This is a genomic window from Peptoniphilus faecalis, from assembly GCF_012976305.1.
Classification (GTDB): domain Bacteria; phylum Bacillota; class Clostridia; order Tissierellales; family Peptoniphilaceae; genus Peptoniphilus_A; species Peptoniphilus_A faecalis.
This window is the reverse complement of the sequence record NZ_JABDSR010000022.1, coordinates 1-20,824: the sequence shown is the minus strand read 5'-3', so window position 1 is coordinate 20,824 and position 20,824 is coordinate 1. Positions and strand designations below refer to the sequence as shown.

Below are 20,824 nucleotides of genomic sequence, written 5' to 3'. Positions count from 1 at the left end.
TCACTCCTTGGTATTTGGTTGCAACTATATTTTATAGGAATGTGATTTCTATGTCTATTTTTTATACATTTCCATACAAAAATAGTGCTGATGATTTCTCACCAACACTATTTATTATAGAACCTTTATATTTTACTAAAATTTTGTTTCAAAGTAAATTCTCTTTTCCTCTGAAGTTAAAATATCTGTGATTTCTAAAATCTTTGAACTTTCCTTATGGACAGTTAATACAGAAGTCGCCTTTTCAAAATTATAATTTTCGAGAGAATATCTTTTGGCAATTTTTTTGATTTCATCTTCTTTTTTAGTTGTAAAATCGTAAATAATATTTTCTTTTCTTTTTAAAATAGTTGGATTTGTACTTACACAATTTAAAAATTCAATTAGTTTTTCTACTGTAAGTGATTCCTTAAAGTCCATATTTTCAAATTCTTCGGCATCTAAAGATTTTTTAGTTTTAATATCTTCAACCTTAACACTAATTTTACCTTTATCTATGTCCCATGGATTTTCACCAAGAGCATTGATTATGTGTGAGTATTTTTCATTTATAGAATTTACTTTTTCAGCTTTAGTTTCAAATTTTTTAGCAGGTTCATTAGTTTTATTAATAGAATCATCAGCCTTAGGCTCTATTTTTTTAGCAGGTTTACTAATTTTATTAATAGAATCATCATCTTTAGGCTCTACCTTTTTAACCGGTTCACTAGTTTTATTGTTAGAATCATCAGCCTTAGGCTCTACCTTTTTAGCAGGTTCATTAGTTTTATTATTAGAATCATCAGCCTTAGGCTCTACCTTTTTAACTGGTTCCTTAGCTTTATCTTTAGTTACGTTAGCTTTAGGTTCAACTTTATTATCTTCAGTTTTTTCAGAAGGAACTTCAAATATTTCTTTTGATTCTGAATTTCTTTTTTCTCTTCTCTTTTTAGCACGGTCTTTTTTTCTGGAAGCATCGTATTTATTTTCTTCCTTAACTTTAGAATTCCTTACAGAATCATCTTTTCTTATAACATCATCATTTTTAATTTCTTCTGTCTTATGTACTTTTTCAACAGAAGGTTTTTCTTTAGTTTCAATAGATTTTTTAGCAGTGGGAGTATTTTTATTTTGATTTTTTCTCCACATAATATAGCAAACGATTACAATAATGGCAACAACAATTATTAAGCCACCCATAATAACACCTCCGATTTATTTATATTATACCACTTAAATACAAAATAACTACTTTAATTCATTAATTTTTAAAAAAATAAAAAATTATTTGCTATTAGTTTAAATAATAAAGTTGAATTTAAAGTAGGCTAGTTATATAATGTTATTTATTCATTACCAAGATAAAGAGAAAAACTATATTGGTAAATAGTTATAGAAAAGCTAATTTTAGCTCATAAATCTATTAAATTGATACTTAGAATAATTTATACTAGACTATTGGGAAAAGTAATTGTTAAATTTTAAAATTATATTAAATATATGAAGCATGATTAACAATGTTTTCACAAAATGCTATATTTTTTTGGGAGGTTATTATGGGAAAGATTAAAAAAAGACTAAAAAATTTTAAAGCACCAGATGCTTTGCTATTAATATGCATTTTAATGGCAATGGTATCAATACTTACTTATTTGATTCCAGCAGGAGAATATACTAGATTCTTAGACCCTGAGACTGGCAAGGAAATGGTTGATCCAAATTCATTTCACTATATTGAAAACACTCCAGTAGGACCTTGGAAAGTATTATCTTCAGTTCATCAAGGCCTTGTAGAATCAGCTGGAATTACTTCCTTTCTATTTATTATAGGAGGAGCTTTTGGAGTACTCAACTCTACGGGAGCTTTAGAAGCATTAATTTCAAGAACAGCTACTAGATTAAAGGGAAAAGAAAAACTAGTAGTTATATTTTTTGTAACATTGTGGGCATTGGGAGGTGCTTTCTTAGGAAATTTTGAAGAATGCCTTGCATTTTTACCTATGCAAATAACCCTATGTCTTGCCTTAGGCTTTGACTCAATAACAGGTGTTGTAATTGGAATTTGTGGTGTTGCTGTTGGTTACATAGGTGGTGTAATGAATCCTTTTACTTTAGGAATATCACAACAAATAGCACAACTACCGCCCTATTCAGGCATTGGATTTAGATTAGTTTTATGGCTTGCAACTCTCACTGTAACAATTGTTTACATATACAGATATGCTGACAAAATTCATAAAAATCCTCAATTATCTTTATCTTATGAAGTGGATAAGGCTAGTAAATACAGAGAAGAAATTTCTTCAAATATCGAGTTTTCAATTAGACATAAATTAGTTCTAATATCTTTTGTACTTGCAGTTATAGGCATAGTATATGGAGTAATAGTATTTCAATTTTATTTAGGAGAAATGGCAGCTGTATTTATTTTATTAACGATAGTCATGGCTTGTATTTCTGATAAGCCTGTCAATGAAACAGTAAATGCTTTTGTAAATGGAGCAGCTGACTTACTTTATCCTTGTCTATGTGTAGGATTTGCAAGAGGTTTAACTATTATAATGATGGAAGGACATATACTTGATGTTATAGTTCATTCTTTAACGGGAGTTTTAGGGAAACTACCATCAATAGTATCTGCACCATTATCTTTTATTGTAATATCAATAATAAATCTATTTGTTCCATCAGGATCAGGCAAAGCTGTAATTGTAATGCCTATCTTAGTTCCTATGGCAGATGTTTTAGGAATAACAAGGCAAACTGTTGCTCTTGCATATCACATGGGAGATGGCATAACTAATTTACTTTCACCAGCAGAAGCTACAATAATGGTAGCCTTGGGATTAATGAAAATATCCTATGGCAAGTGGATTAAATGGTTTTGGAAGTTAGTTTTACTATGGTATTTAATAGGAATAATTGCTTGTATTATAGCAGTAAATATTGGATTTGGACCATTTTAGGAGGAGATATGAATAAATTTAATTCAATTGATGATCTAAAAGAAGTGCAAGTTTTAAGAAATTTTTTAATGCTTACAGAAATACCTAGACCATCCTTTAAAGAAAAAAAGGTTTCAGATTTTTTAAAAAATTGGGCTGAAAAAAACAATTTAGAAGTTAAACAAGATGGTAAATATAATTTAGTAATAATGAAAGATGGTCAAAAGAGCGGAGAAAAAAAAGAGCCCTTAATTTTACAAGCTCATATGGATATGGTTTGTCAGAAAAAAGATGGTTTTGATTTTGATTTTGACAATGATCCTATACCTGTACAAATTGATGGAGATGAACTCAATACAGGTGGAAAAACTACACTAGGTGCAGATAATGGACTAGGGGTAGCCATAATAATGTCTGTGTTAGAGGATAAAGAAATTTCACATCCGCCAATAACAGCAATATTTACCACTGTTGAAGAAGATGACTTCAGTGGGGTTAAAAATCTTTCAAAAGATTGGCTAATAGGCAATAGAGCTATCAACATAGACAATAGCAAGGATAATGAAATTATTGCTGGAAGTAATGGTGGAATGGGAGTTACTTTTTCATTAGATATAAATAGGCGAGAAAGAAAACTTTTTAATACTTTTAAAATTAAAGTTGGAGGTTTACTAGGCGGTCACTCTGGCGAAGATATAGAAAAAGGTAGAGGAAATGCCATTATACTACTATCTAGATTATTAGAAAAATTGGAAGATGAAATTGAGCTTTTAGATATAGAGGGTGGAACATTTAGACTTGCAATTCCTAGAGAAGCTTATGCAATAATAAGCACTAACCTAGACAAAAATAAATTAGATAATATTCTTAAAGAGTTTGAAGAAGAACTTCACTTCGAATACAGTGCCTTTTCAGATATTATCTACGTCAATTCTGAAGATTTTAAATTAGATAAAGAAGCAATATCCCCAGAAGATTTAAATAAAATAATTAATATTATTAAATTATATCCCAATGGAATCTTCGAAGTTGATCCAATAAAGCATGTAGTTATTTCATCAAATAATCTAGGGGAATTGAGAATTGAAAACAATACTGTTAAAATTGTCAATGAAATAAGAGCTATAGAAAAAACACAAGTTGAATATACACTTAATAAAATTTCGAAAATAGCCAATATATATAAAGGCAGTTTAGAAGGATATGCAAAATATCCAGGCTGGAGATATGACCCAGAAAGCAAACTAAGAAAGGGTTATAAAGAAATATTTGAAAGAGAACTTGGCGAGAAAATAGAAGTAAAGGTTTCAGCAGCAGGATTGGAGTCAGGTTATTTGCTAGAAAAAAATCCTAATTTAGATATAATTAGCGTTGGTCCAAATCACACAGGACTTCACAGTCCATCTGAATCGGCAAACATCCCTTCTATAATTAAATTTTATGAGACCTTTAAAGTGTTTCTCAGGGAAATAGATTAAATATAAGGCTTTAGAATAATGATTTTAATATTTTAATTTATTTTATATTTTTTAATTTGATTTATAACGATAATTATAGTGGATGAAAGTATGAGTATAATTGCCAATACTTGTTTAAAAAATATTAGTTCTGACAATAATAATATTCCAAACACTACACTAGTTACAGGTTCTAGACAAGAAAGAATGGAAGTGTAGGTTGCTCCAATATTTCTAAGTGATTTTTGATACAAAAGTGTAGCTCCTATGGTAATAACAATGGAATAAAGAAATATAAACATCCATTGAAATAGGTTATAGGATAAAACTATTTTATTGCCTGTTATATGCACAAATACAAATATTAAAAAACTTGAAATTAAATTTATATAAAATAAAATTCTTATTGAATTTAAGTTTTTTAAAACACTCCTTTCCAAAAAGATGGAGTAGAAAGAATAAGTAAAGGATGAGATAGCAGCTAAAACTACTCCTCTTAAATCTATATGTCCACTTTTTAAATCTATTATTAAAACTAATCCAAGGCTAACTGATAAAATGCAAAATACGTCAATTTTATTTGGTCGACTTTTAGAAATAATTGTATTAATGATGAAAATAATAATTGGATATGCAAAGTGAATAGTAGTTGCAACACCTGAAGATATGTAATTATAAGAGCTGTATAAAGTTAATGATGTTGCAACAAAAAATATAGAGCCAATTATTAGATAAATAAATTCTTTAAAATTAATTCTGATACTTTTATCCTCTAGAATACATAATATAAAAACTAAAATTAAAGAGAGGCTAGTTCTGTAAAATGCTGTTGAAGTAAAATTTGAGCCAAAGCTATAGATAACTTTAGTAAAAAGAGGCATTAAGCCAAACAATATAGCCGAAAATATTGCTTGAAAAATACCTTTAAGTTCTTTACTGATGTTCATTTTATAACCCCTTTATAGATAGTTTTTGCTTAAATTAATTTTTATCTTGTCAAAATTCTCTAGAATTTTTATTTAATAATAGTTTAGCAAATAAAAACCATTATTTTAGTTAATATAATTTTATGTAATGGAAAATTATTTGCATAAAATTATACTATAAATATACTCAATTAAAAACTGATCTCCTTAAATTAGTTCTAAGTCTAACTATGGGAGATCAGTTCTTATTGAGCCTTTATTTTCATTTGTTATGCTAATTTCTTTCTTGATTCTCTTTTATTTTTTATTATATCGACAACGTCACGCACTTCACGCACACCTAATTTATATAAAGACAATAGGTATACGCAAGCTGCGATTAAAACTATTATCATTAGAAGGGTTAGTCTTAAAAGCGTTTGAAAAGCACCTGATGTAAAGGACATAATTAATTTTTCGTAAGGGAAGTAAGATAATGCAACAAGTCCCATGGCAAGGGAAGCCATCAATGTTTTTATTAGTGCCTTAATGTAAGACTTTGTTCCGAGATTTCCAATTTTTCTTCTAAGAAGTATAAAGGAAATGAGAAGTGCAATTGTCGTTGCAATGGAAACTGATGCAGCAAGTCCATTAGTTCCATAATGTCTTGCTACTAAAAGGTTAAGCCCAACATTTATTATTACATTAGTTACGCCTACGTAGAAAGGCGTCTTTGTATCTTTAATAGAATAATAAATTCTATTTAACACATTTATTACAGAAATTGAAATTAAAGATAGAGAGTAGCATCTAAGTGTAGATGTAGCCGCAATACCATCTGTTGCAGTAAAGGATCCACGCACAAAGGCAATTTCTATAATTGGTCTTGCTAAAATTATTAGTCCAATGGTTGCTGGTACTGTTATAAATAAAACTGTTTTAATTGAAGCGTTCATAACTTTTTTGCCTAGTTTCATATCTCCTGAACCTAAAGTTTTTGTAAGTATTGGAAATACTATGGCAGTTATTGCAGTTATAAAAATCCCAATTATCATTGTATTCATTTTGTTTGAATAATATAAGATTGATGCAGCACCTTTGCCCATGCCTGATGCTAAGTTTCTATTTACGATTGTGTTTATGTCATTTACAGAAACTGATACAAAAACTGGTAGGGCGAGGAGAATTGCCTCTCTTACATATTGATCTTTAAAGTCGGCAATAAATTTTGGTCGGTAGCCAATTTTTATTGCATTTGGTAGTAAAAATAAAAATTCCGCAAGTATTCCAAGAACTGATGCAATAGTTAGCCCCATTATTCCAACATGTTTAGAAAATAGTGCTAAGTAAATTATATAAGTTAAGTTTAGTGGAATGGCAATGGCACCAGTGGCTGCGAATTTGCCGCCATGTTGAAGATATCCTTCCATTACTCCAACCCATGATGAAAATAAAACTACGGGCATTCCAACTTGTATAAGTTTAACAACAATTGCATAGGTTTCTGGATCAGCTTGTGATGCAGACAATAGTGCAATTTGATTTGGAAAAAGGATTCCTAGTGCAATTAGAACAAGGGATGCCAAAGATGATATAAGTAGTAAATTATTGGTGAAATAATTCTTTCTGCTCTTTCCATGGTCCATTTCAGCCTTTTGTACAGAAGGTATATAGGTTGTCGCTATCGCTTGAGTTACAAAACTAGATATCATTGCTGTTGCAGCTTGTGCAAGGGAAAAGGCGTCCATTTCTGTTCCTGCACCAAAGACATAGGCAGTGAGTGATTCTCTAAAAAACCCAAAAACCTTTCCTATTAACAAAAATACTGTAATGGCGAGAGTTGACTTTGCAATTCGTGAGCCTGCGTTATCTTTATTTTCCAATTTATTATCTCCTTTATAAGTCTTATCAAATTATAATTTGTTTAAAAATTTATGTCAAGTGAGGTTAAAATCTATTATTTTAAAGAAATTTAATTATGTGTTATTATTGTTTTATAATAATAACAAAGGAGGAAAAATGAAAAATAGAAATTTAATAAAAAAAGTTTTGCCCTATTTTTATAAATACAGATTTACACTTTTCTTAGATTTATTTTGTGCAGGACTTACTACAGCAAGTGAAATGGTTTTGCCACTAATTCTCCGCAAACTAACAAATCTTGGTATGAAAGATTTATCATCTATTACCTTTGAATTTGTGCTAAAACTTTCATTGATATATTTTGCAATAAAGGTTATTGAGGTCTTTGCACAGTATTTTATGACGAGCATTGGTCACATAATGGGTGCACGTATAGAAACGGACATGAGAAGGGATCTTTATTATCATCTTCAAAGTCTTTCTGACACTTTTTACAATGAAACAAAAGTGGGTGTAATTATGTCACGAATTACCAATGACCTCTTTGACATAACGGAGTTTGCACATCACTGTCCTGAAGAATATTTTATCGGCGTGTTAAAAATTATTATTTCATTAATAATACTTCTTACTATTAATGTAAAAATGACTCTTTTAATTTATATTATGATTCCGCTAATGATTTATTTTTCTGGTCATTTTAGAAATAAAATGCGAGAAGCACAAAAGGATCAAAGAGTTCATATTGGCAATCTAAATTCTGCCATTGAAGATTCTCTGTTAGGGATAAAAGTTGTAAAGTCTTTTGCCAATGAAGATGTGGAGAGCGAAAAATTTACCTATGAGAACAATAAATTTTTAGGAATAAAAAAGAGATACTACAAGTCAATGGCTGGTTTTAATACAATTAATAGAATTTTTGACGGATTGATGTATCTTATTTTAATTGCAAGTGGCGGTTATTTTCTCATGAAAAGAGAAATTGATCCAGAAGATTTAATAGTCTATGTAATGTTTATTCAGTCACTTCTTGCAACGGTTAGAAGAATTATTGAATTTACAGAGCAGTTTCAAAAGGGAATGACAGGTATCGAAAGATTTGCAGAAATTATGTCTGTTGAATCAGACATAAAGGACAAAGAGAATGCAATTGAAATAAAAAATGTAAGGGGAGAAATTTCCTTTAATAATGTGGACTTTAGTTACGGAAAGAGCGAAGAAAAGGTCCTAAATAATTTTAGCGTGGATATTATTCCAGGCGAAAAACTTGCAATAGTAGGACCAAGTGGTGCAGGAAAGACTACAATTTGTAATTTGATACCAAGATTTTACGATGTGGACAGCGGTTCTGTTAAAGTAGACGGAATTGATGTGCGAGATATAAAAATAAAATCGTTAAGAGAAAATATTGGCATAGTTCAACAAGATGTGTATTTATTTTCTGGAACAGTTAAGGACAACATTGGCTATGGAAAAAGTGATGCAAGTGATAAAGAAATTATTGAAGCTGCAAAGTTGGCTGGAGCTTATGAATTCATCAAAAATCTACCAGATGGTTTTGATACCTATGTAGGCGAGCGTGGAGTAAAATTATCTGGAGGACAAAAACAGAGAATTTCCATTGCTAGAGTTTTTTTGAAAAACCCACCAATTTTAATTTTAGATGAAGCAACTTCAGCTCTCGATAACAAAAGTGAAATTGTTGTGCAGGATTCTATTGAAAAACTTTCAAAGGGAAGGACAACTATTACCATTGCTCATAGACTTACAACTGTACAAAATGCAGATCTAATTATTGTAATGACAAAGGAGGGCATTGTGGAAAGAGGAAAGCACAGCGAACTTATGGAAAAGAAAGGTTATTATTACAACCTCTATACAAAGGGTGGCAGATTAGAATAATAAATTTATTTTAGGGTATATCATAACAAGAAAGAAACTTTGAGAGGTGTATTATGCAAGATTATATAGAAATTATAAAAAAAAGAAGATCTTATTACGATTTATCTGAAGATGTACCACTTTCTAATGAAGAAATAAAATATTTGATAGAAGATGTTTTAAACACAACTCCATCTCATATGAACTCGCAAACTACGAGAGTAGTATTGCTTTTTGATGAAAAATCAAAGGACTTTTGGAAGAGAGTAAATGAAACTTATGACAATAAAATAAATGAAGAAAAATTTCACGGATTTTATCATGCAAAGGGTACAGCTCTAATTTTTATCGACAAAGATGAAATTAAAGAGCAAGAAAAGAATATTCCATTATATAAAGAATATTTTGAAACTTGGGGACAACATTCGGCAGCAATGGTACAGCTAAATATTTGGCAAGCACTTCGTGATGAAGAAATTGGTGCAAGTAACCAACATTACAATCCACATATTGACTCATGGGTTAAGGATTTATATGAAATACCAGATTCATGGGAACTCATTGCAGAAATGCCCTTTGGAAAAATCCAAGAAGAACCGGAGAAAATAGACAAAAAATCAATTGATGAAATTTTAAAAGTTATTGAGTAAATAAAGAAAAGTAGGCGAGAGTCTACTTTTTTTATTAACTTATACTTGTAATAAAAATCTCTTATGACTATAATAAGAGTATCAGGGGAGCTTTTGCTGAGATTAGGTTAATCCTTAAACCCTTTGGACCAGGACAGGTAATGCTGTCGCGGGAACAATGCCTCTCTTTGAAGAGGTTTTTTTTATTTTATTTTTTAATGAGGAGGTTTTATGAAGATTTCAGTAGCAATACAAATACTTCCTACAACTAAAGAAGGTACTTCAGAATCTGTTGTAGAAGTTGTAGACAAAGTAATTGAATATATAAAGAGCGAGAAAGTAAACTATGTTGTAACTCCCTTTGAAACAGTTATAGAATTAGATAACTTCGACAGGGCTTTTGAAATTTTGAAAAATTGTGTAAAAATAGCTGGAGAAATTTCAGAACAAGTTGCTTGTTATTCTAAGACATTTTATTCTGAGAAGGGAATATTGACCATCGATGAAAAAATCGGCAAGTATCAAGGATAATATCTCAGCAGCTTCCTTGATAATAATTATTTTAGCTATTTGGCATTTTGTAACTACAAGGGGAATTGTAGGACCCTATTTACTTCCTAAACCCTTTGATGTCATAAAAGCATTTGTTACAGATTTTTCTACTATTGCATCTCATCTTGGCACAACTCTCATAGAAGCTTTTTTAGGCTTATTTGTAGGAGTTAGTTTAGGTTTTGTTGCAGCTTTATTAATGGATTTGTCAGAGTTTGTTTATTCTGCTCTGTATCCCATTTTGGTTTTGACGCAAACTGTGCCAACGGTTGCAATTGCACCACTACTTGTATTATGGATGGGATATGGAATTGCTCCCAAAATTGCCCTTATTGTAATTGTAACATTTTTTCCAGTTGCAATTTCTCTTCTCGAGGCATTTAAACAAGTGGATCAAGATAAAATAAAACTATTAAAGGCAATGGGTGCAAGCAGGTTTGAAATTTATAAATACATTAAATTGCCAGAGAGCATGGGAAACTTTTTCTCTGCTTTAAAAATTGCAGTTTCATATTCTGTTGTAGGTGCGGTAATTGCTGAATGGCTTGGAGGTTTTAAGGGGCTTGGAGTATATATGATCAGAGTCCAAAAAAATTACTCCTTTGATAAAATGTTTGCTGTTATATTTTTAATTTCGGCTATTTCTCTTATTTTGATGAAACTCGTAAGTTATATTCAAAAAAAGATGATGCCGTGGATGGAGGAAGAATGAAAAGTTTAAAAAAATTATTAGTTTTAATTTTAGCGGGAATTATGCTTACAGCTTGTGGTAAAACTGAAAATAAAAAAGTTGAAGAAAAAAAGGATAAGCCAATGGAAAAAGTTAGCTTTTTACTTGACTGGGATCCAAATGTTAATCACGCAGGCCTTTATGTGGCAATGGACAAGGGATTTTTTGCAGAGGAAGGAATTGAAGTTGAAGTAAATCAACCACCGGCAAATGGAGCTGAAGCTCTTGTTGCATCAGGCAAGGCTGATTTTGGAGTATCTTTTCAAGATACAATTGCTCCTGCCTTTGCAAGTGAAAAGCCACTTCCCGTTACAGCAGTTGCTGCTATTATAAATCACAATACTTCTGGTATTGTATCAATTAAAGACAAAAACATCACAAGGCCTAAGGATATGGAAAATCACAATCACTCAACTTGGGGGCTTCCAATTGAACAGGCAATTTTAAAACAAGTTGTTGAAGACGATGGAGGAGATTTTTCTAAAGTAAAATTAATTCCTGGTGATGTTACAAACACACTTGCAGCAATTCAAGGTAAAGACATTGACACAGTATGGATTTTCTATCCAGTAGATGGAGTTAGAGCTGAAATGGAAAATGTGCCAATTAATTATTTTGCTTTTAAAGATATTAATAAAACTTTTGACTATTACACTCCAATTTTAATTGCAAATAACGATTTTTTAAAAAACAAAGAAGATGTAGCAAAGAGATTTATGCGTGCTTTCTCTAAGGGATATGAATACGCAGCAAAAAACCCAAAGGAAGCTGCAGAAATTCTAGTTAAATTAAATCCAGAACTTGATAAAGAGTACACAATTAAAGCAATGGATTATATCCATGACAAATACAAAGATGATGCTGAATATTTTGGTGAAATAAATGCAGATAGATGGAATAATTTTTACTCTTGGTTGTGGGAAAATAAATTAATCGATAGAGAAATTCCTAAGGACTTTGGTTTCACTAATGATTTTGTAAATCCTGAAAAATTAAAATGAGTGAAAAACTAGAGATTTTAAGAGTAAGCGATGTAGATAAGTCCTTTGGCGACAAAGAAGTCCTAAAGGGCATAAACATCGTATTGAATAAGGGAGAATTAGTTTCGCTAGTTGGCGTTTCTGGAAGTGGGAAGACGACTTTATTTAATATAATTGCGGGACTTTTAAAGCCAGATAGGGGCAAAGTTTTTTTAAAAGGTGAGGATATCACTGGAAGGTCTGGCAAGGTTTCCTATATGTTGCAAAAGGATTTACTACTTCCTTATATGACTATTATCGACAATGTATCTCTACCATTAATTTTGCGTGGCAATAAGAAAAAAGTTGCAAGGGAAAAAGTTCGTGGACTATTCAAAGACTTTGGTCTCGAGGGAACTCAGGAAAAATTCCCCTCACAGCTTTCTGGAGGAATGGCACAGCGTGCAGCACTTCTTAGGACCTATGTATTTTCAAAGGAAATTGCCCTACTTGATGAACCCTTTTCTGCTCTTGATGCAATTACTAAAGCTTCAATTCACAAGTGGTATAAAAATATTATTGGAGAGATGAAAATTTCTACGATTTTTATAACTCACGACATAGAAGAGGCAATAAAAATTTCAGATAGAATTTATATTCTGGGAAAAGATCCAGGAACAATAATTGATGAAATCAAAATAAAAGAGGATTTCCAAGAAAATTTTTTTGAAGATAAAAAATTTATTGAGTACAAAAAACACATTATTGAAAAACTTGATAAAATTATTTAAACGAGGCAAATACCTCGTTTTTTATTTGGTGTCGCATTTAATTTTACAATTATCCTTTGATTTTAGTCAAACCTATTTCTTTGGATAATACTTAATAAGTAATTCATTTAAATTTTCTTTACTATTCATTTGCAAAGTTAATATTGGTTGGTAAATTTGGAAGCTTATTTCTATTTTTTAATTTCTTCATTTAATGTAATATCTTTATAACTCATATTAATAGACCTATTTGTTTTTTGGTAATTAATATTTTATATAAAATTAGTATGAGTTTTTAGTTGCTAGCAATTCCACATTTTATTTTACAGCCAAACACACAAAATAAATTTGAAAAGATTAAATATAAATGATATCGTTATTATATAAAGGAGTGATGTTGTTATGGATTATAATATCTGGGATTATTTTATGATTAGAACTCCAGCTTTACCATTTTATTACTTAGAAGAATATAGAAATTCAAACAAAGACATATATTCATTTATATCAGAAAATGAGACTTTGGATAATTTTTTAAAAAATGCTCTCTTGGTATCTTCTAAATCACTCTATTATTCATATATTAATAAACCTAAAGAAGAAAAAAATATAGAAATTTATGTCAAGGCTTACTAAAATATTTTATACGAGCAAGCTCTAGAGCAACTCCTTATGAATGTTTTGCAAACGTATCCATTATAGAATTTGGGCTAAATACAAATATCGAAAAAGAAGATGAAATAATAGATACTAAAGTAGACACAGATTGGGCAAATGGGTTAATAAAAAAATTAGAAGATGACTCAACTATACTTAAAAGCTTATCCTTAAAATTCAATGATATTTGTTATGTCAGTGGAGATAGACTGAAAAATCCTTATTTTACAAATAGAGGAAATTTAAAAGAAAGTACAGAAGAAATTAAAGAAAGTAGCATTAGATTTACAAATCTTGTAGGCTTAGTTAAAGACAAGTCTAAAGATTTTATAAAATATAATGATTTATTTTACTTCATTTTTTAGATTTAGATAAAATAGATTTAAAATCAAATAAAGGAATAACTGAAATACAGGGATATAAAAATGACTTTAGTTTTTATGTGGGATTGGAGGAATCTTTTTGGTTTTGTTAGATATACTGATTGGTGATATGAGATATAAATAGACTAGAATACAAAAAACATTAAATAGCTAGCAAATTATAATTTAGATATTTAGCAAACTATATTTCAAAGGAGGATTATAAAATGAAACAATATAAGGATTTTGATCTCGATTTAAACAAGATAAAGGAAAATAGTGGTAGCGAGACTTTGGAATTTTCTCTTGGACCAGTTTGCACATATATATCGTCTAAACTTTTTGAAAGTGCTTTTTTAACAAAGTGTAATTCCTGTACTTGTCCATCAGCAGTATGTTCAGTTACAGATGCTAGAAATTGTATTAATGTTAACAATGAAAAAGATTCTATCAGGGAGTTAAGTGGATGCTAAATAAGTAAAAATTATTAAAAAAATTTTTAAGATAATATAGTTTGCTAATTTAAGTTTATGAGGAGGAAAACTAATATGAAGAAGAATGAGTTATTAATTGCTTTGATTACTTGGCTAATAGTTATAGTAATAGATACATTTGTAAATCTAAATTTATTTTACGAAGCATTAATATGGTTTGCTATTTATTTTGTATTGACTAGATTATTTTATAATAAACCTATTAATTAGAATTTATTTAAATACATTTATTTTAAGTTTAATGGTTTTATATAGATAAATTTTATATATGTAAATTCGGATTGGTTTTGAATTTTATATAAAGATATTAAAAAAACAATGCTTTAATATAAGGGGTGGATAATTGAAATATGGGAAAATTTTTAAAAAATATTGCCTTTTGTATCTCTTTTTGTTTCGTAAATTTTTTGATTTTTAATATAATCTTTAACATTATTTTTGTATTTTTAAAAAATTTAAATTTAATTGATATAAATCATATAAACTTATTAGCTTCTATTGTATTTATTATAGTAACATATTTAATAACTAGAAGAGATATAAAAAAATCTTGTTTTAAAGATTTAAATATAAAAACAATTGATATTTATGTATTTATTCTCTCGAGTATCTTAGTATCAACAATATTTTTCATTTTAATTTATAATATTGAAAATAAATTAAATTTTATTTATTACCAAAGATATTTAAAGAATTTCAATGAAAAATTACAAATAAATGATATAAATATAATTGCCCTATTAGAGATAATTTCTACATCTATTATTTTAGTACCAATAGGGGAAGAATTATATTTTAGAAAAATAGGAATAACTTTTTTAAAGTCTAAGGGTCTTAATAATAACTATGCAATTTTATTATCTGCGTTTTCTTTTGGACTATTTCATTTTACAATTCTTAGTTCCTTAATATATTCATTTTTAATAGGTTTTATCACTGGATTACTTTATATAGTAACTGGCAAACTAAGATATTCGATTTTGACTCATGGGTTTAGTAATTTACTGTCTATGTCATCGGCGTTATATTACTATTTTATTTTAAAGGATACGCCAGACATTAACTTTATTATGAAACATAATAACAATATAACAGGAATAATAAACATATTTATTATATTAATATTAATATATTTCATAAAAATTTTTTATAAGAAAAAATTTATTGGAATTTATAAAAAATTCTTTAAATATTTATATAAATAAATTTAGAAAAATAAGGGCACAAACATAGAAAGGAGAAACTTATGAGTGGATTTAAAGATTTTGATTTAGATTTAACGAAAATAAAGCAAGATGAAAAAAGTGAATCAACTATGGGGACAACTCCAGTATGTTCTTGGATAGTTGAATCATTTATCAATACAGGAGATGGTTGTATGACACAAAAATGTAAAACTTTAGCTTGTCCGTCTACTGACTGTTCACCTGGAGATATGACAACTGCTTGCAACGGAAGAATGGACAATGCTTTAAGATGTTAATTCAGAAGTAAAAATAACAGTTCTAATTAAATAGAAAATAAAGCCTTATACTGTTAAAATAAATTAATTTGAATAATAAAAAAATTTATTAAATAATTGAGGGGTACAATGAAAGCAGAAGGAAAGAAAATTTTAGAGAAAATTGGAATGGCAATGATAGTTTCTTTTATAATATTTATTTTTCTATCATCGATTAAGTTTAAAGAGGCATCGGATTCTTTTTTAGTATTTAGGTCACTTCTAAATCCTATTTCTATATTTATTGGATTTAGTTGTCTATTTGGCATTCATGTTGCAGATTTTTTTAAAGATTTGATCAAAGGAATGAAAAATATAAAAATTAAAGAATTAATATTATTTTTCAAATATGTTTTTATTTATCAAGGGATTATTATTTTAACAACAAATTTAAATTTTTTACAAGAATCGAATAATGAAACAAGTGAATTTATTGATTTGTATTTAATTATTATGATGATATTATTTGTTTTATTTGAAGAATATATTTTTAGGTATTTAATACAAACAAAATTAATGAACGTTTGTAATGACTATGGGATATTATTTATGGCAATAGTTTTTGGATTCTTTCATTATGGAAAATATAAATCAGGTTTTTTATTTGGAATAGTATTAGGAATTGTTTACATAATGACAGAAAACATTACATATACCGTCATAATTCACTATTTTTTGAACTCAACATTATCATTAAGAATTGTAGTATTTTTACAGAATTTTTTTATGGCAACCAATGTAGAATTAGACGGATTAAATAACACTACTGGATTTATAAGTTTATTATTGGGAGTTGTTTTAATGCTTGTACAATTGCTACTAAAAGGTAATTATATTTATTCTTTTAGACAAAAAGAAAAAGAACTTCTAAAAAAGGTATTGCAACAGATTAAATATTTACCTGAACTTATAAAAATTTTTCCACTTAATATGGTACTGTTTTTTAGATTTTTTATTTAAATACAAAAAGTATTTACAATTAGTTTATTAATATATAAAGGAGGTATTATGCATATAGTTTGTGTAATTGGAAGTAATTACGATAAATCAGTTGGAGTACAAATAATTTTAAATATAGTAAAATCGTTAGGGCATAATTATACATACGAAATTTTAGATTTAAAGAATTTAAACACACGGTTTTGTCTTGGATGTGGTTCCTGTTTTAACACAGGATTATGCCCATTAGATTCAGTAGATGATTTATCATTTATAAAAAACACATTAAAATCAGCAGATATAATAATATTGTACTCATCAGTCTATGTTTTGTCTGTTTCAGGGTTAATGAAAAATCTAATAGATCGATGTGTACTATATTGCCACACTTTAGAATTAGGTGGGAAATTAGGATTTACTATAACTTCTACATCTGAAACAGGAGGTCAAAAAGTATCAGAGTATTTAAAACAAGTACAAACATCAATGAGAATTAAAAATTTAGATAACTATATTTATAGAAAAGTTGATAACAATGTTAGTGATTTTATACTAGAAGTATCAAAAAAAATTGATTACAAAATAAAAATTTATAAGTTTAAAAAGTAAACATATTAATTATGATTTAAATTTTATATAAACACATATTAATTTGTCTACACATAATTAATTTTTGTAGATTATAAGATTTGCTAGATAGATTAAATTCTCAATAAAAAAAATATAAAGGTATAAAGATTACATTTTTCGTATATTTATGTACACTACCATTTTAAAACAATTTATATTCTTTAAAGTGGTAGTGATTTTGTTAATTATAAGATATTTCATGAGTATAAATAAATCAATGAGTTAAAAAATGGTAAAAGAGGGAGGGTTAATATGAGTATAGAAAAAGAAACAAAATACTTCTTATTTATAGTTTTTTTTCTAAATTTTTTACTGGGAATTACATGTAAATATTTTTATAAAGTAGATAATACAGGGGTTATAACCCTTATTACGAGTTTAGTTCCTGCTTTTATTGCTATATTATTAGAAAAAGATTTTAAGTTAAAAGATTTATTTAAGGATAAATTCAACTTGATATATTCTTTATACTTCATAATATTTATATTTTTTTACATATTATCATTCTTTTCAGAAAAAGTTTTAAATAAGATTGATTATGTCGTGTATTTAGGTTGGCTAATTAGTCTTTATGTATTAACTATAGATGATAAAAGATTAAGAGGAAAATTTAATTTTGCTTTATTTCTTAAATTGGCTTTTGTTGTAATTTTAATAGATACATTTAGAATGGGAATATTAAATTTTTACTTTCAATCAGATGTAGATGTTACTGATCTTTTAACGAGAGTAATAGGTACATTTACCATAGGATTATTTAGCACAATCATTAATTTAATATTTACTATGGGTGAAGAATATGGTTGGAGATATTTTTTACAGACAATATTTCAATCATTGTATGGTAATAGAATAGGAGTTTTATTAACTGGCATTATGTGGGGCTTATCTCATTTGCCCTTGTATTTTTTTGTATTTTATTCTGGAATAGAAGGCCTTTATGCAGGTATAGATATTACTGTATTTTGCATTACTATTGGGATAGTGCTTGGACTCATTTATATGGAGAGTAGAAGTGTTCTTGCGGTAACTTTCATTCATCTTTTGCACAATATGTTTATGACTAATGTAACGAGTGCAGATTACAATCAAGATTTTATTTTTACAAAAGAATTTTTACTTGTATCTGTAATAACAGCTATACTTGTATATACTCCATTTTTATTAAATAAAAAGTATAATTGAATTTTAACTTGAATTAAAATAAGGGTGCCTATTATGATTAAGAATTATGAGCAAAAGATTACTAATATTAATGATAGAATGTCAAATTATTTTATAAATGGAGATAAAATAATAGATTCAAATGATATTATGATAATAAATCAATTATTATTGAATAATTATAATGACATTTATATAAGGAAAGTTTATGATTATTATAAGGCTATAAGAGATGAATTCAATAAAGGAAATATAATATATAATTGTGGTATGATTGGAGGATTAGGACAATTTGCTTTTGTGTTGAAAGAATTTTCGATTATAACAGGATTATTAAAAGATTTTTCAAAAAGTGTTGATAATTTATTTTTTAAAATCACACTGAACTTACTTAAAAATTATGAAGGATATAAAAGCATTCATTATAATTTTTATGATATTATAGGTGGATTATCAGGAGATTTGTACTATTTTCTAGATAATAATTTTGAACAAAAAGGAATAGAAAATATAATTAAATATTTAGTATCAATAACAATTGAAGATAATAAATTTTTTATAAAAAGAGAAATGCAAAAAAATGATTTAGAAACTATAAATTTTCCACATGGACATTTAAATTTTGGAATGGCCCACGGAATTATTTCAATTGCTATAGTGTTAGCAAAAGCAAAAAGCAAAGGATATAATATTAAAGATTTAGACAATGCTATAGAAAAAATATTAGCTTATTACAAAAATTTTTGTAGGAAAATAAATAATGTACTTTATTGGCCTGTAAAATTAAATCTTGATGATTTATACAACAAAAAATATAAATTAGATTTAGAAAATTATAAGTCGAGTTGGTGTAATGGTAACTTGGGAATTTTAAGAGGCTTAATAAAAACTTATTCATATTTAGGATATGAAGAAGAAAAAAATTTTTACATAAGAGAACTTATAAATCTTTTATGTAAAGATGACTTAAACTTGAACATTTCTAATTTGTGCCATGGATATTTTTCTGTAATATCAATAATTGATTATTCTTTTTCAGATAAATATTTTAGGAAATTATATTTACAAGAAAAATTAGATATAAAAGATAAGTTTATTGAGCTAATCATAAATGAAATAACTAAAAAAGGGCTTAATTCTTATATAGATGATATATATTTTGGCGATATTAGTTTCTTGCAAGGATTTACTGGAGTATACTTAATTCTCAACAATAGTATGAATTATATTTCCAATTTTGGAAAATTGATAATGATAGATTAAAAAGATTAGTTTATTTAATTTTTAACTAGGATAAATATTAGGACTAAAAATGAAAGAAAAAAATATGATAAAAATATATTTAAAAATATAATTTGGATTGTTCATAATATAAGGGTAATAGATAATAAATATATTTTCATATCTATACTATCTACTATAATAAATGGTATTATTTCTCCCATTTCTCTTGTAATTATGCAGAAGATTATAAATGGAGTTCAAGTAGAAAAAAACTTAAATAATATAATTTTTTATATTATAATTTATATTTCTATAGACTTATTTAACTCGATATATTCAAGCATTCTAGGGTACTATAATACTAAATATACCATGAAATTTAATTTATATTTTTCTGAAAAAATATATTTAAAGGCATCTAGATTATCTCTATCTGATTATGAAAATTCAAAGACCTATGACATAATGAATAGGGCACAGAATCAAGGAGGAAATAATCTTTTATCTTATTATGGAGATTTTATGTCTGTAATAACTCAGCTGATTACTCTTTCTTCTTATATTTTTATTTTAATAAATTTTAGAGTTTGGCTTGTAGTAGTTATTATGATTATTCCCATATTTAAGTATTTTATAAATAATAAGTTTAATTTAAAAAGATTTGAGATAATAAAAGGGAGGACAAATGATAGTAGAAAAAGTTGGTATTTAACATATTTATTGTCTTATGGAAATTTTTATAAAGAACTTAAAACTTATAATCTTTTTTATTATTTCATAAATAAATATAAAAACCTTATTAAAAGATTTAATAAGGAAGATTTAGATATAAATAAAACTCAAATAAAATGGTCAAGCTTAATTAGTATAGTTGAAACACTAGTAGATGGATTTATTTTTTATTTCACAATTTCATTAGGGTTTCTTGGTCACATTTTAATTGGAGATGTTATTACTTATATTAGGGCCATTTCAAATTCTAAATCTAATATAACTTCGGTTCTTTTAGGACTATCAAATATGGTCAATCAAAGTTTATTTATAGGTCAATTATTTGAGTTTTTTGATTTGAAAGAAGAGGACGTTTCTAATAAGATAAAAATAGATAAAATAAAAGAAATAGAAATAAAAAATTTATATTACAAATATAACTCTTCAAAGGAATATGTTCTTAAAAATATTA

At 27.5% G+C, this 20,824-nt stretch carries 22 protein-coding genes; 19 read left to right on the top strand and 3 right to left on the bottom strand.

Features of this window, described 5'->3' with window-relative positions:
- Positions 1-135: 135 nt before the first annotated feature.
- Entirely contained in the window at positions 136-1,179 is a 1,044-nt protein-coding gene (locus tag HKO22_RS10255) for a hypothetical protein (protein ID WP_169970442.1), read from the bottom strand.
- A 356-nt stretch (positions 1,180-1,535) separates the two neighbouring features.
- Here HKO22_RS10255 and HKO22_RS10250 point away from each other — a divergent pair, with 356 nt between their 5' ends.
- Both HKO22_RS10250 and pepD read left to right on the top strand, forming a co-directional pair.
- On the top strand, positions 1,536-2,945 hold the full coding sequence (locus HKO22_RS10250) for a YfcC family protein (RefSeq protein ID WP_169970440.1): 1,410 nt from the start codon (positions 1,536-1,538) through the stop codon (positions 2,943-2,945).
- 8 nt (positions 2,946-2,953) lie between these two features.
- Positions 2,954-4,402: a beta-Ala-His dipeptidase gene (pepD, locus tag HKO22_RS10245; RefSeq protein WP_169970438.1), complete on the top strand. Its 1,449-nt coding sequence runs from the start codon at positions 2,954-2,956 to the stop codon at positions 4,400-4,402.
- A 32-nt stretch (positions 4,403-4,434) separates the two neighbouring features.
- Here pepD and HKO22_RS10240 read toward each other — a convergent pair whose 3' ends face one another.
- Both HKO22_RS10240 and murJ read right to left on the bottom strand, forming a co-directional pair.
- Positions 4,435-5,328, bottom strand: coding sequence for a DMT family transporter (locus HKO22_RS10240; protein ID WP_169970437.1), 894 nt, complete (start codon positions 5,326-5,328; stop codon positions 4,435-4,437).
- A gap of 248 nt (positions 5,329-5,576) precedes the next feature.
- Positions 5,577-7,169, bottom strand: a complete 1,593-nt coding sequence (murJ, locus tag HKO22_RS10235; RefSeq protein ID WP_075659324.1) for a murein biosynthesis integral membrane protein MurJ — start codon at positions 7,167-7,169, stop codon at positions 5,577-5,579.
- A 136-nt stretch (positions 7,170-7,305) separates the two neighbouring features.
- Here murJ and HKO22_RS10230 point away from each other — a divergent pair, with 136 nt between their 5' ends.
- From HKO22_RS10230 to HKO22_RS10150, 17 genes are all read left to right on the top strand, one after another.
- On the top strand, positions 7,306-9,051 hold the full coding sequence (locus HKO22_RS10230; protein WP_169970435.1) for an ABC transporter ATP-binding protein: 1,746 nt from the start codon (positions 7,306-7,308) through the stop codon (positions 9,049-9,051).
- Positions 9,052-9,104: 53 nt separating this feature from the next.
- Positions 9,105-9,680: a nitroreductase family protein gene (locus HKO22_RS10225; RefSeq protein WP_169970433.1), complete on the top strand. Its 576-nt coding sequence runs from the start codon at positions 9,105-9,107 to the stop codon at positions 9,678-9,680.
- A gap of 210 nt (positions 9,681-9,890) precedes the next feature.
- A complete protein-coding gene (locus tag HKO22_RS10220) occupies positions 9,891-10,190 on the top strand; it encodes a thiamine-binding protein (protein WP_075659322.1) in 300 nt (99 codons plus the stop codon).
- Positions 10,162-10,923, top strand: a complete 762-nt coding sequence (locus tag HKO22_RS10215) for an ABC transporter permease (protein ID WP_169970430.1) — start codon at positions 10,162-10,164, stop codon at positions 10,921-10,923. Before HKO22_RS10220 ends, HKO22_RS10215 begins: the two co-directional genes overlap by 29 nt.
- On the top strand, positions 10,920-11,942 hold the full coding sequence (locus HKO22_RS10210; protein WP_169970428.1) for an ABC transporter substrate-binding protein: 1,023 nt from the start codon (positions 10,920-10,922) through the stop codon (positions 11,940-11,942). The genes HKO22_RS10215 and HKO22_RS10210 overlap by 4 nt, the downstream gene beginning before the upstream one ends.
- Positions 11,939-12,691 carry an ABC transporter ATP-binding protein gene (locus HKO22_RS10205; protein WP_169970426.1) on the top strand — a complete coding sequence of 251 codons (753 nt, stop codon included), beginning with the start codon at positions 11,939-11,941 and terminating at the stop codon, positions 12,689-12,691. The genes HKO22_RS10210 and HKO22_RS10205 overlap by 4 nt, the downstream gene beginning before the upstream one ends.
- A gap of 381 nt (positions 12,692-13,072) precedes the next feature.
- A complete protein-coding gene (locus HKO22_RS10200; protein ID WP_075659318.1) occupies positions 13,073-13,306 on the top strand; it encodes a hypothetical protein in 234 nt (77 codons plus the stop codon).
- Positions 13,307-13,314: 8 nt separating this feature from the next.
- Complete coding sequence (locus tag HKO22_RS11195; RefSeq protein ID WP_169970446.1) at positions 13,315-13,692, top strand: lantibiotic dehydratase; 378 nt, start codon at positions 13,315-13,317, stop codon at positions 13,690-13,692.
- Between the two features lie 224 nt (positions 13,693-13,916).
- A complete protein-coding gene (locus HKO22_RS10190) occupies positions 13,917-14,162 on the top strand; it encodes a hypothetical protein (protein WP_075659317.1) in 246 nt (81 codons plus the stop codon).
- A gap of 75 nt (positions 14,163-14,237) precedes the next feature.
- Positions 14,238-14,393 (top strand): hypothetical protein, encoded by a 156-nt coding sequence (locus HKO22_RS10185; protein ID WP_169970424.1) that lies wholly within the window; start codon positions 14,238-14,240, stop codon positions 14,391-14,393.
- 140 nt (positions 14,394-14,533) lie between these two features.
- The gene (locus HKO22_RS11190; protein ID WP_169970422.1) at positions 14,534-15,388 is read left to right on the top strand and encodes a CPBP family intramembrane glutamic endopeptidase; all 855 of its coding nucleotides are present in this window, start codon (positions 14,534-14,536) and stop codon (positions 15,386-15,388) included.
- A gap of 41 nt (positions 15,389-15,429) precedes the next feature.
- Complete coding sequence (locus HKO22_RS10175) at positions 15,430-15,666, top strand: hypothetical protein (RefSeq protein ID WP_169970420.1); 237 nt, start codon at positions 15,430-15,432, stop codon at positions 15,664-15,666.
- Between the two features lie 147 nt (positions 15,667-15,813).
- Entirely contained in the window at positions 15,814-16,644 is an 831-nt protein-coding gene (locus HKO22_RS10170; RefSeq protein WP_235932858.1) for a CPBP family intramembrane glutamic endopeptidase, read from the top strand.
- Positions 16,645-16,692: 48 nt separating this feature from the next.
- A complete protein-coding gene (locus HKO22_RS10165) occupies positions 16,693-17,232 on the top strand; it encodes a flavodoxin family protein (RefSeq protein WP_169970417.1) in 540 nt (179 codons plus the stop codon).
- Positions 17,233-17,505: 273 nt separating this feature from the next.
- Positions 17,506-18,438, top strand: coding sequence for a CPBP family intramembrane glutamic endopeptidase (locus HKO22_RS10160; protein ID WP_169970415.1), 933 nt, complete (start codon positions 17,506-17,508; stop codon positions 18,436-18,438).
- 33 nt (positions 18,439-18,471) lie between these two features.
- Positions 18,472-19,680, top strand: a complete 1,209-nt coding sequence (locus HKO22_RS10155) for a lanthionine synthetase LanC family protein (RefSeq protein ID WP_169970413.1) — start codon at positions 18,472-18,474, stop codon at positions 19,678-19,680.
- A 30-nt stretch (positions 19,681-19,710) separates the two neighbouring features.
- On the top strand, positions 19,711-20,824 hold a 1,114-nt coding region (locus HKO22_RS10150), incomplete at its 3' end, for an ABC transporter ATP-binding protein (RefSeq protein ID WP_169970444.1).

What these genes read in the sequence shown, in the direction of transcription:
- HKO22_RS10205 (WP_169970426.1), top strand. Translation starts at nt 11,939, where the DNA reads ATGAGTGAAAAACTAGAGATTTTAAGAGTAAGCGATGTAGATAAGTCC.
- HKO22_RS10160 (WP_169970415.1), top strand. Translation starts at nt 17,506, where the DNA reads ATGAGTATAGAAAAAGAAACAAAATACTTCTTATTTATAGTTTTTTTT.
- HKO22_RS10175 (WP_169970420.1), top strand. Translation starts at nt 15,430, where the DNA reads ATGAGTGGATTTAAAGATTTTGATTTAGATTTAACGAAAATAAAGCAA.
- pepD (WP_169970438.1), top strand. Translation starts at nt 2,954, where the DNA reads ATGAATAAATTTAATTCAATTGATGATCTAAAAGAAGTGCAAGTTTTA.
- HKO22_RS11190 (WP_169970422.1), top strand. Translation starts at nt 14,534, where the DNA reads ATGGGAAAATTTTTAAAAAATATTGCCTTTTGTATCTCTTTTTGTTTC.
- HKO22_RS10230 (WP_169970435.1), top strand. Translation starts at nt 7,306, where the DNA reads ATGAAAAATAGAAATTTAATAAAAAAAGTTTTGCCCTATTTTTATAAA.
- HKO22_RS10155 (WP_169970413.1), top strand. Translation starts at nt 18,472, where the DNA reads ATGATTAAGAATTATGAGCAAAAGATTACTAATATTAATGATAGAATG.
- HKO22_RS10200 (WP_075659318.1), top strand. Translation starts at nt 13,073, where the DNA reads ATGGATTATAATATCTGGGATTATTTTATGATTAGAACTCCAGCTTTA.
- HKO22_RS10255 (WP_169970442.1), bottom strand. Translation starts at nt 1,179, where the DNA reads ATGGGTGGCTTAATAATTGTTGTTGCCATTATTGTAATCGTTTGCTAT.
- HKO22_RS10165 (WP_169970417.1), top strand. Translation starts at nt 16,693, where the DNA reads ATGCATATAGTTTGTGTAATTGGAAGTAATTACGATAAATCAGTTGGA.
- HKO22_RS10185 (WP_169970424.1), top strand. Translation starts at nt 14,238, where the DNA reads ATGAAGAAGAATGAGTTATTAATTGCTTTGATTACTTGGCTAATAGTT.
- HKO22_RS10210 (WP_169970428.1), top strand. Translation starts at nt 10,920, where the DNA reads ATGAAAAGTTTAAAAAAATTATTAGTTTTAATTTTAGCGGGAATTATG.
- HKO22_RS10190 (WP_075659317.1), top strand. Translation starts at nt 13,917, where the DNA reads ATGAAACAATATAAGGATTTTGATCTCGATTTAAACAAGATAAAGGAA.
- HKO22_RS10170 (WP_235932858.1), top strand. Translation starts at nt 15,814, where the DNA reads ATGGCAATGATAGTTTCTTTTATAATATTTATTTTTCTATCATCGATT.
- HKO22_RS10215 (WP_169970430.1), top strand. Translation starts at nt 10,162, where the DNA reads ATGAAAAAATCGGCAAGTATCAAGGATAATATCTCAGCAGCTTCCTTG.
- HKO22_RS10250 (WP_169970440.1), top strand. Translation starts at nt 1,536, where the DNA reads ATGGGAAAGATTAAAAAAAGACTAAAAAATTTTAAAGCACCAGATGCT.
- HKO22_RS10240 (WP_169970437.1), bottom strand. Translation starts at nt 5,328, where the DNA reads ATGAACATCAGTAAAGAACTTAAAGGTATTTTTCAAGCAATATTTTCG.
- HKO22_RS10220 (WP_075659322.1), top strand. Translation starts at nt 9,891, where the DNA reads ATGAAGATTTCAGTAGCAATACAAATACTTCCTACAACTAAAGAAGGT.
- HKO22_RS10225 (WP_169970433.1), top strand. Translation starts at nt 9,105, where the DNA reads ATGCAAGATTATATAGAAATTATAAAAAAAAGAAGATCTTATTACGAT.